Source organism: Dyella jiangningensis (genome assembly GCF_003264855.1).
Lineage (GTDB): Bacteria > Pseudomonadota > Gammaproteobacteria > Xanthomonadales > Rhodanobacteraceae > Dyella > Dyella jiangningensis_C.
Genome location: NZ_NFZS01000002.1, coordinates 115880 through 131285 on the forward strand (window position 1 = coordinate 115880; position 15406 = coordinate 131285).

The following is a 15406-nucleotide window of genomic DNA, read 5'->3' on the forward strand; positions in this document are numbered from 1 at the left end:
ACTCATTTAATGAGAATGACTCGCATCCTCGCTCGACTGACCGCCCTCGTGCTGCTTGGCCTTGTTGCCGTGCTGCCGCCCGTACACGCAGCCGATGCCGCGCCACCCGACGTCAGCCAGACCTGGCAGATGCTGGATTACCTGGCGGTCGACTACGCCGGTGCGGTCCGGCAGGGTCAGGTAGTCAGCACGTCCGAGTACGAGGAAATGCGCGAGTTCGCGCGCCACGCGCGCGACAAGGTCGATGCCCTGCCACCGTCACCCGCATCGCCAGCGTTGCGGACACAGGCAGACCAGCTCGTCACGCTCATCGACGGCAAGGCCACCGAAGCCGACGTGGCGCGCCAGGCGCATGCCCTGGCGAATGCGTTGCTGCAGGCGTATCCCGTGCCGACCGCACCTGCGCACGCGCCCGATCTCGCGCGCGGCGCCATGCTGTACCAGGCCCAGTGCGCTGCCTGCCACGGGGCCACCGGGCATGGCGACGGCCCTGCCGGCCTGCAGCTCACGCCGCGCCCGATCGACTTCACCGACCCCGCCCGCGCCGATCAGCGCAGCGTGCTTTCGCTCTACGAAGTGATCACCCAGGGCGTCGCCGACACGCCGATGGCCAGCTACAAGACGACGCTTTCCGACGACGATCGCTGGGCGCTTGCCTATTACGTGGGAACCCTGGCCTACGCGGATGCATCCCAGCGCGGCGCGCAGGCATGGGAGCAGGACGCCAGGGCGCGCGGCGCGATTGCCTCGCCCAGCGAACTGGCGCGCGCCCGCGTCAGCGAACTCGCTGAAACCGTCGGCGCGGACCAGGCGCGGCTGATCATCGGCTATCTGCGCGCGCACCCCGATGCCGTACACCAGGCGCTGGAAGGTGTTCCGCTGGCGCGTGCGCGCCTGTCGGCGAGCCTGGACGCCTATCGCCGCGGTTCCGGCGACGAGGCGCAGCAGCTCGCCCTGTCCGCCTATCTCGACGGCATCGAACCGGTGGAAGCGCGACTCGACGCCCGTGACAGCGCCTTGCGCTCGCGTATCGAAACGGCGATGGGAGCCTACCGCACCGCCCTTTCCAGAACAGGCAACCAGGAAGCGGTCGCCAGCCAGGCGCATGCCATCGACGGCATGCTCGAACAGGCGCATCAGCTGCTGATAGCCGCTGCCGCGAGCCCGGCAGCGACATTCATCGGCGCGCTGACCATTCTCGTGCGCGAAGGCCTGGAAGCCCTGCTGGTGGTGGTCGCCCTGCTCGCCTTCCTGCGCAAGGCGGATCGGCACGACGCAACGCGCTACGTGCATGCCGGCTGGACGCTGGCGTTGCTCGCGGGCGCCATCACCTGGGGCGTCGCCAGCTATGCCATCAGCATCAGCGGCGCCAGTCGCGAGTTGACCGAAGGCCTTTCCTCACTGTTCGCCGCCGCCGTGCTGCTGGGTGTCGGACTGTGGATGCACCAGAAGAGCATCGGCGGACGCTGGCAGTCGTATCTCAAGGCGAAGATGGCCACGGCGCTGGACCGCAAGTCGGCCTGGTTCGTGTTCGGCCTGACCTTCATTTCGGTGTATCGCGAAGTCTTCGAGACGATCCTGTTCTATACGGCGCTGTGGAACGAAGGCCAGGGCGCATGGCTGCTGGCCGGGCTCGTCACGGGCGCCGTGTTGCTGGCAGGCATCGCATGGCTGCTGCTGCGCAGCAGCCGTCGTCTGCCGCTCGGTACGTTCTTCTCGGTCAGTTCGGCCGTCATCGCCGTGCTTGCCGTGGTGCTCACCGGCAAGGGCGTCGCTGCCCTGCAGGAAGCGGGCTGGACCGCCGTCACCACGGCGCCCGCGCCATCGATCGACTGGCTGGGCATCTATCCGACCTGGCAGTCGCTGCTGGCGCAGCTTGCCGTCACGCTGATGCTGGTCGCCGGCTTCGCCCTCAACCGCTGGCGTGCGCGAGTTGCCTGACGCATCCAGGCGGCATTCCGTCGTAACGTGGCGGCATGCTTCTGCCCTCGCACATGTAGGAGCGCACCCAGTGCGCGACCCCAGCGCCCCAATGGCACGCGCTGCAGGTCCGTCGCGCACAGGGTGCGCTCCCACAAGAGAAGAGGGGAGACATATCTCACTGTGCGCGAGCCACCACTTACTCCCTCTCCCCTTTGGGGAGAGGGTTGGGGTGAGGGGCGGGTGTTCGCGACAGACTCACCTACTTCACGGACCAGTCAATGCACTGCCGGCAAGCCAAGCCACTCGATTTCGGACAGCGCCACATCCTTCGCGCCGACCACACGCCAACGGTAATACGTGTAGTCGCCGGGCTCAGCCACCGCAAAGGCGCGCGTCTGGCGCCGCCACGGGAAAACTTCGTTGCGACGGCGATCCACCGTCTTCCAATGCTTGCCGTCGGATGACGCTTCCAGCGTCCAGTCGCGCGGATCGTGGCCATCCTTCGCCGAGGACGTGAGCGTATACATCGCCACGCGATGCGCCGCATCGAAATGCACCTGCACGTTCGGCGACTTGCCGTGCAGCGTGGCTTCGGTATCGGAGATGTTGTCGCTCAGCGCACGCGCTGCCTCCGGATCACCCTCGACGGTGACCGTACCCTTGGCCGCGTCTGCCAGGTCGACCCAGGGCGACGGCGCGTTCGAACCCGTGGTTACCGAAGGCAAGCCGGCGTCTTCGCCAGCGCCCCAATGCGAAGGCTCGGAACCCATGTCGAACACCAGCGCGGCACCCTGGGTCAGGTCGGCGTGGCTGAGCCAGCTGCGCTCATACGGTTTGCCGTTGAGCGTCACGCGCTGGATGTAGCGATTGCGATCGCTGACCTTCGGTGCGCGAACGTCGATGGTCTTGCCGTTTTCCAGATGGATCACCATGTGCGGGAAATACGGCGCGCCGATCGCATAGGTCGGCGTACCCATGCGCAACGGATAGAAGCCCGCCGCGCTGAACAGCCACCACCCGGACATTTCGCCGTTGTCCTCGTCGCCCGGGTAACCCTGCCCGATTTCGTCGCCCACGTAGAGGCGGGACAACGCATCGCGCACCTTGTCCTGCGTCTTCCACGGCTGGCCGGCCAGGTCGTACATGTAGAGGATGTGGTGCGACGGCTGGTTGCTGTGGCCGTACTGGCCCATGCGTACGTCGCGCGCCTCGAGCATTTCGTGGATCACGTCGCCATAGGCGCCGACGTTGAAATCGTTGCCGGCGGCGAAGAACGCATCGAGCTTCTTGACCAGGCCGTCGCGACCGCCGTACAGGTTCGCCAGGCCTTGCCCATCCTGCACGCTGTCGAACGACATGTTCCAGGCATTGGTCTCGGTGTAGTCACCGCCCCAGGCCTTGGGATCGAACTGCGCCGCGTCGGTGCGCCACGTGCCATCCGGCTTTCGGCCCACGAAGAAACCGAGCTGCGGATTGAACAGATGGGCGTAGCCCAGCGAGCGGCCACGGAAATAGCGTGCGTCTTCCGCATAGTGACTGGCGTAGGGGTCTTTGCCGTCATGCCCATCGGCCAGACTCTGCGCGAGTTCGCCGATGCCGAAGTCGTTGAGGTAGCCGGCCATCGACCACGACAGGCCTTCATCGGTGCTGTTGTCGACATAACCGTGGAACACCGAGCGCTCGATGCCCTTGCGACCTGCGCCCGGAACGTCGCTGGGCACCGTCGCGTCCTTCAACGCGGCCTGGTAGAACGAGCGCACATCGAAGTTGCGCACGCCCTTGTTCCATGCATCGGCGAAGGCCACGTCTGCGCTGGTGCCCACCATGAGGTCGGCGAAACCGGGCGACGACCAGCGCGCGATCCAGCCGCCATCGCGATACTGCTGCACGAAGCCATCGATCATCTCGCCGGCACGCTCCGGCGTGAGCAATACGTAAGCCGGCCATGCGGTGCGATAGGTGTCCCACAGGCCATTGTTGACGTAGGGCTTGCCGGCAAGCACACGTGCACCCGTCCGGGTGGGCGTGTCGGCGCCGGCCTTCGCCGAGAACGGACTGGCGTAGTGATAGTCCGGATGGTCCGCCGTGCCGGTGTTCTCGAACGCCTCGTTGGGATACAGGAAGAGGCGATACAGGTTGGAATAAAGCTGGCGCTTGTCGGCAGCGCTGGCATCGGGCAGCTCCACGCGACCCAGCAGTTCGTCCCAGCGTGCCGCTGCGCGTGCCTGCACGCTGTCGAAGGTATCGCCCGGCGCGATCTCCATCGCGAGGTTGCGCTTTGCCTGTTCGACGCTGATGAGCGAGGTGGCGATGCGCATCGTCACCGTCTTTTCTTGCCGCGTGTCGAAGCCGTACCACGCAGCAACATGGTCACGGCCCTGCCCTTCCAGTCGACCGCTGTCCGTGACCGGACGGTCGAACGTCGCATAAAAAAACAACCGCGTCGCACCAGTAGAGAGGCGACTGGCGACATCCGAATAGCCACTGATGCTCGAGTGGGGGGTATCGAGCACGACGCTTCCGTGATCGTCGCGGTTGTCAAAAACGAGCTGCGAGCGATCGCCCGCAAACGTGAAACGAAGCATGGCCGCGCGGCTGGTCGGCGTCATCGCCGCCACGATGCCGTTGTCGAAGCGAACCTGGTAGAGGTCCGCACGCGCCGTCTCGTGATCGTGGGTGAACGGCAACGCGCGCTGCGCGCGATCGAGCGCAGGAGCGCCGGTGGCGGCTGCCGCAGGCATCACCTGGAACGTCTGGCGGTCACCCATCCACGGGCTGGGCTCGTGGCTCAGCGCAAAGGCTTCGATGCGCGGATGATTGTTGGCATCGTTGCGCTCCTGGTACTGGTAGATCCAGTTGGAGCCCGCGTTGGTGGTCGGCGTCCAGAAGTTGAAGCCATGCGGCGTGGCCACCGCGGGAAAATTGTTGCCACGCGAAAACCGGCTGTTCGCGTTGCTGCCGCGCCGCGTTTCCACATAGTTGTGCGGTGCCATCGTCGCGTCGGCGACGGCTTCGTCGCCCAGACGCAGATCGTCGAGATAGCCGTGAAACGCCGCGCTGCCGGCCGGCGCATCGGCCACCAGCTCGATCGCTTTCACGGTCTTGCCCGCGGCGACCTGGCCCAGGTCGATATCCAGCGCGTTCCACTGGTTGTCGTGCAGCACACGCGAGCCACCCTGCGCCGAGGCGTTGGCCGCGATGCGGTGCTGGTCGCGCGCTTCCGTCGCCGACAATCGCGAACCGTCGTCCAACAGCAGGTCCACGGCGACATATTGCGCCGCGTCGCCAGGCCCCTTGTCCGGACGCACCGGGAAGATCACGTACGAGAGATGCGTGCGCGGCGTCACCGCCTGCTTGATCTTGAAGAGCGTGACGCGACGCGGCCCCGGCTTGCCGGCTGTTTCCGCGTCGTAACGCAAGGCGTGCGTGCCGGTGAAGCCGACGTTCGCGGCGGCCGTGAGGACCTCCTCCTTGCTCGGTCCCTGCGCGACCCGCGCCGCCCAGCCGGCGGCACGCCCGGCCATCAGCGAGGCGTCGCCTTGCTCGAAGGAATTCGAAAATGACTGGCTGGCAGCAGCCGCATCAGCGAAGGCGCAGGAGCAGGCAAGCGTGACCATCGCCGCACATGCGGACTGCCTCCATCGATGCGTCGCCACAGGATGCCTCGTCGATGCCTTGCTCATCACGCTCTCCCCTTGCCTTCTATCCATGACCCAAACAGAAACGCCTTCGTGCTTCGCCTCAACCTTGCGGTGGCGGGAACGACGGCGGAGCCTTCGAGCTATCCGCACCCCAGTGCGGATTCGCTTGTGCACGCAGATCGAAATACAGCCGACCGCCCTCGGTGGCGAAACGCGCCGACAACCAGGGGCTGTCGTGCGACTTGCCGTCGACCGTCAGCGCATGGACGAATGGCGTATCGGCCGATGCGCCCGGCGCATCGATGGTCACGTCGCCATTCGAGCGGTGCACCCGCGCATGAGGAAACAGCGGGCTACCGATCACCAGCTCCGCCCGGCCCGGAATCGCCGGATACAGGCCAAGCGCGGACCACACGTACCAGGACGACATCTCGCCGAGATCGTCATTGCCCGGAATACCCTCCGGCGCGTTCTTCCACAGCGTGTTCACCACGATGCGCACCGCTTCCTGCGTCTTGTACGGCTGGCCCGCGAACGCATACAACCACGGCGTGCCCACCGATGGCTCGTTGTCCAGCTCCGCATGCAACGGACCGGCACCCGTCAGTGCCCAGTGGCCCTGGTCGTCATGGAAGAAGCGATCCAATCGCTCGATCGCCTTTGCGCGTCCGCCCATGCGATCGAACAGCCCTTGCACATCGAACGGCACCATCCACAGGTAGACCGAGGCGCTTCCCTCGACGAAGCCATCCTCCGTGTCGGGTGCGAACACCGGCCAGCTGCCATCGGCATTGCGGTTCTGGATATAGCCGGCGCCAGGCGTTGCCGTGGGGTTGTACAGGTTGCGCCAGTAGCCGGCCCGCGCGAGGAAGCGCCGCTCGCCGTCGTGGTCACCGGCGCGTGCTGCGAGCTGGGACAGCGCAAAGTCCGCCGTGGCGTCTTCCAGCGTCTCGGCCGCGCCACCCCACGAATGCGATGTCGTGGCGATGTAGTGCAGCGAAAGCCACTGGTCCAGCGATGGACGCTGGCCAACGCACTCCACGTTGCACCCGTCATCGGACAGGTCGTGTGCCGTCGGCTCCGTCGCGGCCTTGGCCAGCGACGCATACGCGCCCCGCAGGTCGAACGCATGGCCGCCGAAGGCATCGATCGCCGCAAGCGACGGCACCGCAGGATCACCGCTCATCACGTGCGTCCCGCCGTTGTTGTGCGTCCAGCGATCCCACTCGCCATTGTTCTGCTTTGCCTGGTTGTAGAGCGACTGCGCGATATCGCTGCCCACGTCGGGATACAGCCAGGTCAGCAGCTGCAGCTGCGAGCGGTAGACATCCCATCCGGAGAAGTTGGCGTACTGCTGGTGCTGCCCGCCTTCGACGCGATGCAGCTGCTGGTCGAATCCGCGATATTCGCCGTTGACGTCGCTGAACACATTCGGATGCAGCAGCGAGTGATACAGCGCGGTATAGAACGTGGTGCGCTGCTCGTCGCTGCCACCGGTGACGTCGATCTTCGACAACGCCTGGTTCCATGCCTCGCGCGCCTTGGCTCGCACACGCGAGATATCGGTGCCCGCAGGGATCTCCGCCTTCAGGTTGGCCCGCGCATTCGCCAGGCTCACATAGGAAATGCCCACCCGCACGTGCACCGGCTTGCCGTCCGGGCGAAAGCCCAGCCACACCCCGGAGCCCTTGCCGGTGCCGGGAAACCCCTTGTCGTCATAGTTGGTGCCGCCGCTGGCCGTCGCCGCCTTCGGCTTGAGATCGCCGTCGTGCCAGGCGCCATGCTCGACGATGGGCTGGTCGAACTCGGCGATGAAGTAGAGCGTGTAATAGCTGCGCTGGTCGGCCTTGGCCAGGTAGCCGCAGAAGTTGCCGCTGGTCACCGAACCCGTGACCTCGCGCGACGACGCATCGACGGCGACGCTCGCGTCGCTGCTGCCCACTTCCGAATCCGACGCGCGAATGAGCAGGTTGGCGGCTTGCCCGGCAGGAAACGCAAAACTCGCCATGCCGCTCCGCGTGGCGGCCGCCAACTCAACCTGCACGCCGTTGGCCAGGCGAACGCGATAATCGCCCGCCCTGGCCTGTTCATCGGCGTGGGAGAAATCGCTGGCGTAGACGCTGTCCGTGAGGTCCGCCGACGGCGAACTCGTCACCGGCGATGTCACCGGCATGAAGGGAATGTCGCCACCCGCGCCACGGCAACCCGCACCCGAAAGGTGCGTGAGGCTGAAACCACGAATGCGCGTGGCGTCGTATTGATAGCCGCTGGGCGACGCCGCGCGCGCATGCGTGCCCTTGGTGTTCTCGGGACTCCACTGCAGCATGCCGAACGGCAGCACGACGCCGGGGAAGGTGTTGCCGCCATGACGGCTGCCGATCAACGGATTGACTTCATCGACCGGTTGCTTCGCCTCGCCGGCCATCACGGCACCCGCAAGCAGACACGCTGCGCCACTGGCGAATGCCAGGCTCGCGCCACGCCGGACGCGCCAACCCAAGGACAGCCCCTGCCTCATCGCCCTCTCCCCATCGGCAGGCGCGCCAGCCGATTTCCCGCGGTTAAATCGATCTAAACACAACCACCAAAAAAAGGCGAAGAGTTTCCGAGTGCGGCCGGTTGCGGCCCGATCATCGAAACTGATGCCCGCCGCAACTCTAACCCGTTTTCGCCGGATCATGCTTGCTGCGTTGCGCAAAACAGCGGCTGCCGTCGCTGCCGCGATGGCAGAACGCGCTCAAGGCGCACGGATCTCGTCGTGAAGAATCAGCGGAGCCCTGTGGAGGGAACGACCTGCCGCAGCTCGATCACCTGCGCCGATTGATAGCCATGTGGATGCATCGATTGCCATCGCCAGGCATCGGCGCACATGCGCACGAGATCGTGCTGCGCACGCCAGCCAAGCGCCTTCTCCGCACGCGAAGGATCAGCCCAGACTTCCGCGACATCGCCAGGGCGGCGATCGACGATCTCGTAAGGCACCCGGCAGCCCGACACATGTTCGAAGGCCGAGACCACCTCGAGCACGCTGTAGCCGCGGCCAGTGCCGAGATTGAGTACATGGCAACCACCGTGGCGCAGCAGCTGCAGGGCCTTGGCGTGCGCGTCGGCCAGATCCATCACGTGGATGTAGTCGCGCACGCCCGTGCCGTCACGCGTGGGATAGTCACCGCCGAACACGTGCAATCGTTCCTGCAGGCCTGCGGCAACCTGCGAGACGTAAGGCATCAGGTTGGTCGGGACGCCGCACGGATCCTCGCCCATCAAGCCGCTGGGGTGCGCTCCCGCCGGGTTGAAATAGCGAAGGATCGTGGCGCTGAACGAGGGACGCGCATCGCACACCTCTTCGATCAACTGCTCCATCACCAGCTTGGAATGGCTGTATGGGTTGCATGCGCGCAAGGGAGCGTCTTCGCTGATGGGCACGACGTCGGGATCGCCATACACCGCGGCCGACGAACTGAACACCAGTCGCTGCACGCCGGTCGCCTGCATGGCCTGCAGCAATGTGATCGTGCCGGCGACGTTGTTGTCGAAGTAGAGCAACGGAAACCGGCAGCTCTCGCTCATGATCTTCAACGCGGCGAAATGCATGACCGCATCGAAGCCCGTGGCGAGCACGGCCTCCAGCGATTCCCTGTCGCGGATGTCGCCTTCGACGAAACGCACGCTGGCACCGCTCAACTGGCGGATGTGGTCCACGGCGGATATCGATCCATGGCAGAGGTTGTCGTAGATGACGACCTCGTGCCCCTGCTCGATCAATGCCACGCACGTGTGGCTCCCGATATAGCCGGCACCGCCGCAAACAAGCACTTTCATAGGTCTCTCCGCCGGTCGGTTGATCCGCGAATGAGGCATCCCTTCCTTGAACATGGATCGCGTTTCGAACGTCCTATACGACGAATCTCATTGGACGTATATACGCCTTAGCAAATATCGCGGATCAGCTGAACCCAGCCCGATCAGGAGGCGATCTCTCGTCGCAAGAGGCAACGTAGACGCGATCAAGCAACGCGCATCGTGTGCGTGAAAACATAATGAAGTCGACGTACTTCCGTGCCACTCAAGGCAATCTCGTTTTCTTCAGGCGACATAGCGCGTGCAACGCAACGCGATCGTGCGGCAATGATTCAGGCAGCACCTCTATTTGTAATGCTGCGTTCATGCTTTTTATGGCATCACATGTCGCCCTTCTAAATAACCTGCAAAGCCAGGGTTATGTAAGCGGAAGGCCACGCTTGGAAACGTGCCTGTGCTCGCTCTCCACGCCAGCCCTCCTTCGACCGTTCAGCCGAGCTGAACCTTAATTGCGAGCTCCCGGTGTGCCGACGTATGGCGGCGCCCATGGCACACCATTGCTCGTGGAAGGCCTTCTGAATAAGGAGCCAGTGACCGTGAAAACGCTATCCGCCTTGTTGATTGCCGGACTCCTGCTTTGTCTGCAGGGATGCGTACCAGGACAGTACATGACCAAGGAAGGCTTGACGGAAGGAACACCTACCGACAACAGCCAGATCCAACTGCTGACCATCACTCCGCAGCTCCTGCAGCAAACCCACCAGAACGAACTGGGTGCCGCGGTTCCCCAGGCGTTGCTCGACTACCGTCCCGAGCCATACCGCATCGGTCCCGGCGACACGCTCTACATCACCGTGTGGGACCACGCCGAACTCACCTCGCCCGCCGGCGTGCAGCAGCAGACCGTTGCCAATGGGCGCCTCGTTCGTTCGGACGGCACGCTGTTCTATCCGTACATCGGTTCGATCAAGGTCGAGGGACTTACCCTCGAGGACCTGCGCCAGCAACTGGCCAGCAAGCTCGCGAAGTTCGTGGAACGGCCGCAAGTGGACGTGAATGTCGTCAGCTACAACAGCCAGCGCATTCTGTTGCAGGGCGCCTTCATGAAGACCGATCCACAACCGATCACGGCCGTGCCGCTGACACTGGGCCAGGCGATCGGCACCGCCACCATCAATGCGGATCAGGCCAATCTTGGCGACCTGATCCTTGTCCGCGATGGCAAGGACTATCACCTGGACCTGTCGGGGACGAGCAGCAACACGCGGCACAGTCCGGCGCAGGACATCTACCTCAAGCCAGGCGACCGCATTTTCCTGCCCTACAACGACACCAAGGAGGTGTACGTGATGGGTGAGGTCATGCGTCCACAGGCCGTCAACTTCCGCACCGTCGCCAGCATCAACCTGACGCAGGCGCTCGGTCGGGTCGGCGGACTCAACCCGCTCACCGCGAACGGCAAGGAGGTCTACGTCATTCGAGGCGCGAACAATTTCGAGAACGCACCCGCCAAGGTGTTCCAGCTCGATGCGCACTCACCTTCAGCGTTCGCCCTGGGCGACCAGTTCTGGATGAAGCCTGGCGATGTGGTGTTCGTCGGACCTGCAGGCATCACCCGCTGGAACCGCGTCATCAGCCAGCTGCTGCCGTCGCTCAGCATTCTCAGCACAGCCGCCTATACCAACTACAGCGTAAGCCACTGACGCGATAGCGGAGTCATCCTTGATGGCTCCGCTTTGTGTACCGACCCTTAAAAAGCAGAGGCATTTGCATGAACAAGAACCATCGAGGTCAGGCCAGCATGGCGATTACCAATTCCCTTTGACGCTTTCTGCAAGTTGATCGACTTTGTCTGAATGGCCATCGCGCGATGCACAAATCTGCAATGCAAACGTGATAGCGTTCAAAGCCTGGCGTCACCAAGAGTCAGGCTTTCACGCAGGCAGCTGGACTCCGATGGTTTCCAGCAGGAGCGCAGCAACGATCCAGTCCTTTCACCGGTCTAGGAGTTGAGACCGCGAGGAACGACGTTGCTCGAAGCCTGCACCACTTACCACCGGCTCGCACGGACACAGGGGGGTGAGCTCGAGAGCGGCGGGTAACGTGCTATGCAAGATTCTCACGTGGTTTTCGCCTGTTTGATGGGCGCAATCACATCAGCGACAGCGATCTACATGCTGCGCCGGTACGCGCTGGTGCTTGGTCTCATCGACCATCCAACGCAACGCAAGCAGCATGTCGGCAAGGTGCCTTTGATAGGCGGCCTGGCGATCTTCATGGGAGTAACCGCCGGCGCGGCGTGTTACGGACACTTCCATTGGTTCATCAAGGTATTGATCGACACCACCATGCTGCTGACGCTGCTTGGCGCGCTGGACGATCGCTTTGACCTCAGCGTGAGGGAACGCCTGGTGATCCAGACGGTGGCGATCCTCACGGTGATAGCGACGACCGGCGTGTACATCCACACACTGGGTACCATCTTCGGCTATGAGATCGAACTGGGCTGGCTCGGCTATCCGTTCACGGTGGTCGCCGTCATCGGACTGGTGAACGCGTTCAACATGATGGACGGCATCGATGGCCTGGCAGGCTGCCTGGAGATGGTGAGCATCGCGGCCATCACGCTGTTCGTCGGCATGGGCCCGCTTCACGAGACCGTTGTCCTGCTCGCCTTGCTGGCTACGGCATCGCTGCCCTACCTCCTCGCCAACCTCGGCCTGGTCGGCCGCAAGATCTTCCTCGGCGATGCAGGAAGCACCTTGATCGGCTACCTGCTGGCCTGGGTGCTGATCCGCATGACCCAGCTGCCCGAAGCGCACATGTCGCCGGTCAACGTGTTGTGGTGCGTGGCCCTGCCCGTCTTCGACACACTCGCCGTGATGGTGCGTCGCATGCGCCAGGGCAAATCGCCGTTCAAGCCGGATCGCGGGCACATCCACCACATCATGCTCGGCTGCGGGTTCGGGCCCCGCAAGACACTGCTTGCACTCATCGGACTCGCCGGCAGTTTCGCCTTCATCGGCGTGGCGATCAGCCATGGCATCGCCTCCGCAGGCGTCAACCTGATGATCTTCTGCCTGACCCTGGTGGCTTACATCTGGACCACCACGCGCGTGTGGGCGCGCCAGGAAGCCGCCCGCGAGCACGCCCAGGCGACGACACCGTGGACTGCGCGCGGCCATGCGGTCGCCACTCCCGCCTCGGTGGGTGTAGGGCTGGTCAGCAGCGCGGGAACCATCGAACCGTCGTCCAGGCTTGGACGTCCCGGACTCGGCTCCGGGCTCAAGCCGAGTATCGAGGGCAACTCTTTTCGCTCGGCGTTACGCGAGCCGCCACGGTAACCTACCGTGGCGGCTCGTCCGGCGGAACAGGCGCTCAGCTTCCAAGAAATTGGATGGCTGAGCCGGCCGCGATCTTCGTGATGCCGTCTTCGACGCTGTTGTTGTACTCGTAGGACTCGCCCAGCGACAGCGTGGCCTTGACGGTACGCATCTCGTTGCTGGTGCTAAGGAACGACATCACGCCGCGGGACACGCCGCTGGCCTGCGGCGCACGCCGCGCAACATTGCCCGAGATGACCACGTTCTGGATCTTCCTCGCCTTGTCCGAGGTGTCGTCCATGGCAAAGCTCAAGCAGCTTCCGCGGATGTCGATGAAGGTATTGCCGGCACACACGACGTCGTTCGCACCATAGATCCCGACGGCGCCCATCTGCGGACGAATGCCGATGAAGGTATTGCCGGTCACGACGGCGCGCACGGCATTGTCGCTCGCCTTCCACACGTACGTACCGAGTCGCACGGCATCGCCACCGGGACCGGAGCCCGGCGGAGAGCGCTGGAACGTGCAACCGCTGATCTGCGTGTTGCTGAGGCCGCCGATGAAGACGTCGTAGCGGATCGAGTTGACGAAGTTGCAGTTGACGATGGTCAGGTCGTCCGTCGGATCGGCCTTGGTCTTGGGCTTGGTGGCGCCGTAGATGCCCCAGTAGCAGTTGACGAACTCGCAATCGGATACGGTCCACCCATGGATGTTGTCGCCCGTCTGGTGGCCGTTGAAGAAGGTGATGCCGGCGGTGTTCACCGAGTTGATGTCGATGAACTTGCACCGCCTGATGATGATGTTGCGATAGATGCCCCAGTTGTGGTCGGGCTCGAAGTCGATCGCGCCCACCGACGAGGACAGCTTCGCATTGCCGATGTTCTGGAAGGTGCAGCCGTCGACGGTCAGCGTGTCGCAGTCGATGATGGAAAGCCCGTTGCGGTTGGCTTTGACCAGTCCGTCGAACAGGCAATCGCGCACGACGATGCGCTGGTTGTGCCGCTCCGTGTCGTGCAGTGTCCCCGATCCGACGTACATGCCGTCGCCGCGGAAGCCATGGAACGTGACGCGCTCCACCAGCATGTCCGACGTGGCGTTGACGGCCAGCAGGTAGAAGTACTGCATGTAGCCGAACTCGTCCACGCGACCGTTCAGCAGGAAATCGTGCAGGTGGACATTGCGCATGTTGTCGGCGACCGACTTCGTGCCGCCATCGCGTATATGCGTCACCATCATGAATTCGCATTGCAGCGAATTGTCGTAGGCCTTGAGCTGGCTCGCGCTGCCCTCGCCATAAAGCTCGAGCCCGGATTTCAGGTCGATCTGCTTGACCAGGTACGTGCCCGAGGGAATGAACACCTTGCTGGAACTGTCGATCGCCGCCTGGATTCCCATCGTGCAATCGTAGGTGCTCACGCCGGCCCGGATGGCCGCACGCTCTTTTTCGGGAAGAAAGTTCAGGACATTGACCGCTTGCGATGCGGTTGACATGGTTTTATCTCCGGCAATGGAAGAGCATCAATGGCGAAGCAGCGCTGCGCCCACGGGTTGGCAAAGCTCTGCATACACTTCCATGGTGCGACGTATGACGATGCCCTCGTCGAACTCTGCGTGCGCCTTGCGACGCGCCGCCTGTCCGAGCTCGCGTGCGAAGTCCGGCTGGTCCTGCAGGCGCCGGATGGCGGCGGCCAGCGCATCGCTGTCCTTCACCGGCACCAGCAGCCCGTCGACACCGTCGCGCACGACCTCGCGGCAGCCCGGCACGTCCGTGGTGATCAGCGGAAGTCCACACGCCGCCGCTTCCACCAAAGTCCGCGGCAGCCCTTCGCGATAACTGGGCAGCACGACCACGTGCACGCTCCCGAGCAGCCGGTTCATGTCGTCGACATGACCGAGCCAGGTGATCAGGCCTTCTTTGACCCAGGCTTGTATGGTCGACTCCGGCACCGCCGCGGGGTTGCCAGGATCCGGCATGCCGGCAAGCAGCGCATCGATGGGTCGGCCCTGGTCGCGCAACTGGCGCAGCGCATCGATGAACTCCTCGATGCCCTTGTCCCATAGCAAGCGACTCGCCAGCAATACGCGCAGGCTGCCGTCGTCCGGCGCGGCGCGCGGCACGTCGGCGAAGCGCGCGCAATCCACGCCCGATCCGCGGATCAGGCGGATATGTTCCGGATCGACCAGACCGGCACGCGTAAACAGCTCCACGTCGTCCGAGTTCTGCAGGATGAGACGCGCCTGCTCGCCGCCCAGCGCCAATCGCATCAGTCCGCGCACCACCGGGCGCAGCAGCCGCGCCTTGAGTTGTTCGCTGGTAAAGACATAGCCCATGCCGGCGACTGCATTCACGCGTACCGGCACGCCGGCCAGGCGCGCCGCGAGCGATCCATACACCGCGCACTTGATGGTGAAGCCGTGCACCAGCATCGGCCGCTCGCGGCGTATCAGGCGCACGAGGTACCACAGCAGCGCCACTTCCCGCATGGGATTGAGGCTGCGCCGTTCCATCGGCAACGGTTCCCAGCGCAACCCGAGGTTGCGGAGCTTCTCGCCGTAGGGCCCCGGCGGCGAGATCAACAGCACGTCGCAACCGGCATGGCTCAGCGCCAGCGCCAGCGATCGCCTGAAGTTATAGAGATACCAATCGGTATTGGCGAAAAGTATGACCTTCATTCGTGCACCTCGCGCATGCCCTTCGAGGCCCTGCCCTCCCACGG

At 64.1% G+C, this 15406-nt stretch carries 8 protein-coding genes; 3 read left to right on the top strand and 5 right to left on the bottom strand.

Annotated elements, in window-relative coordinates:
- The first annotated feature begins 9 nt into the window (after positions 1-9).
- Complete coding sequence (locus tag CA260_RS11270) at positions 10-1941, top strand: FTR1 family protein (protein WP_111983200.1); 1932 nt, start codon at positions 10-12, stop codon at positions 1939-1941.
- Positions 1942-2198: 257 nt separating this feature from the next.
- On the opposite strand, the gene CA260_RS11275 is transcribed toward CA260_RS11270, so the two are convergent.
- From CA260_RS11275 to galE, 3 genes are all read right to left on the bottom strand, one after another.
- The gene (locus tag CA260_RS11275; protein WP_338065730.1) at positions 2199-5447 is read right to left on the bottom strand and encodes a GH92 family glycosyl hydrolase; all 3249 of its coding nucleotides are present in this window, start codon (positions 5445-5447) and stop codon (positions 2199-2201) included.
- Positions 5448-5664: 217 nt separating this feature from the next.
- Positions 5665-8064: a GH92 family glycosyl hydrolase gene (locus CA260_RS11280; RefSeq protein WP_238149719.1), complete on the bottom strand. Its 2400-nt coding sequence runs from the start codon at positions 8062-8064 to the stop codon at positions 5665-5667.
- 266 nt (positions 8065-8330) lie between these two features.
- Complete coding sequence (galE, locus tag CA260_RS11285) at positions 8331-9386, bottom strand: UDP-glucose 4-epimerase GalE (protein WP_111983203.1); 1056 nt, start codon at positions 9384-9386, stop codon at positions 8331-8333.
- A 647-nt stretch (positions 9387-10033) separates the two neighbouring features.
- Between galE and CA260_RS11290 the strand changes: the two genes are divergently transcribed.
- Positions 10034-11068, top strand: coding sequence for a polysaccharide biosynthesis/export family protein (locus CA260_RS11290; RefSeq protein WP_111983204.1), 1035 nt, complete (start codon positions 10034-10036; stop codon positions 11066-11068).
- Positions 11069-11539: 471 nt separating this feature from the next.
- Entirely contained in the window at positions 11540-12709 is a 1170-nt protein-coding gene (locus tag CA260_RS11295; RefSeq protein WP_238149720.1) for an undecaprenyl/decaprenyl-phosphate alpha-N-acetylglucosaminyl 1-phosphate transferase, read from the top strand.
- Positions 12710-12743: 34 nt separating this feature from the next.
- Here CA260_RS11295 and CA260_RS11300 read toward each other — a convergent pair whose 3' ends face one another.
- Together CA260_RS11300 and CA260_RS11305 are read right to left on the bottom strand one after the other, a co-directional pair.
- On the bottom strand, positions 12744-14180 hold the full coding sequence (locus CA260_RS11300; RefSeq protein ID WP_111983206.1) for a right-handed parallel beta-helix repeat-containing protein: 1437 nt from the start codon (positions 14178-14180) through the stop codon (positions 12744-12746).
- Between the two features lie 27 nt (positions 14181-14207).
- On the bottom strand, positions 14208-15362 hold the full coding sequence (locus tag CA260_RS11305) for a glycosyltransferase family 4 protein (protein WP_111983207.1): 1155 nt from the start codon (positions 15360-15362) through the stop codon (positions 14208-14210).
- Positions 15363-15406: the final 44 nt, after the last annotated feature.

What these genes read in the sequence shown, in the direction of transcription:
- CA260_RS11300 (WP_111983206.1), bottom strand. Translation starts at nt 14,180, where the DNA reads ATGTCAACCGCATCGCAAGCGGTCAATGTCCTGAACTTTCTTCCCGAA.
- CA260_RS11275 (WP_338065730.1), bottom strand. Translation starts at nt 5,447, where the DNA reads ATGGCCGGGCGTGCCGCCGGCTGGGCGGCGCGGGTCGCGCAGGGACCG.
- CA260_RS11295 (WP_238149720.1), top strand. Translation starts at nt 11,540, where the DNA reads ATGCTGCGCCGGTACGCGCTGGTGCTTGGTCTCATCGACCATCCAACG.
- CA260_RS11290 (WP_111983204.1), top strand. Translation starts at nt 10,034, where the DNA reads ATGACCAAGGAAGGCTTGACGGAAGGAACACCTACCGACAACAGCCAG.
- CA260_RS11270 (WP_111983200.1), top strand. Translation starts at nt 10, where the DNA reads ATGAGAATGACTCGCATCCTCGCTCGACTGACCGCCCTCGTGCTGCTT.
- galE (WP_111983203.1), bottom strand. Translation starts at nt 9,386, where the DNA reads ATGAAAGTGCTTGTTTGCGGCGGTGCCGGCTATATCGGGAGCCACACG.
- CA260_RS11305 (WP_111983207.1), bottom strand. Translation starts at nt 15,362, where the DNA reads ATGAAGGTCATACTTTTCGCCAATACCGATTGGTATCTCTATAACTTC.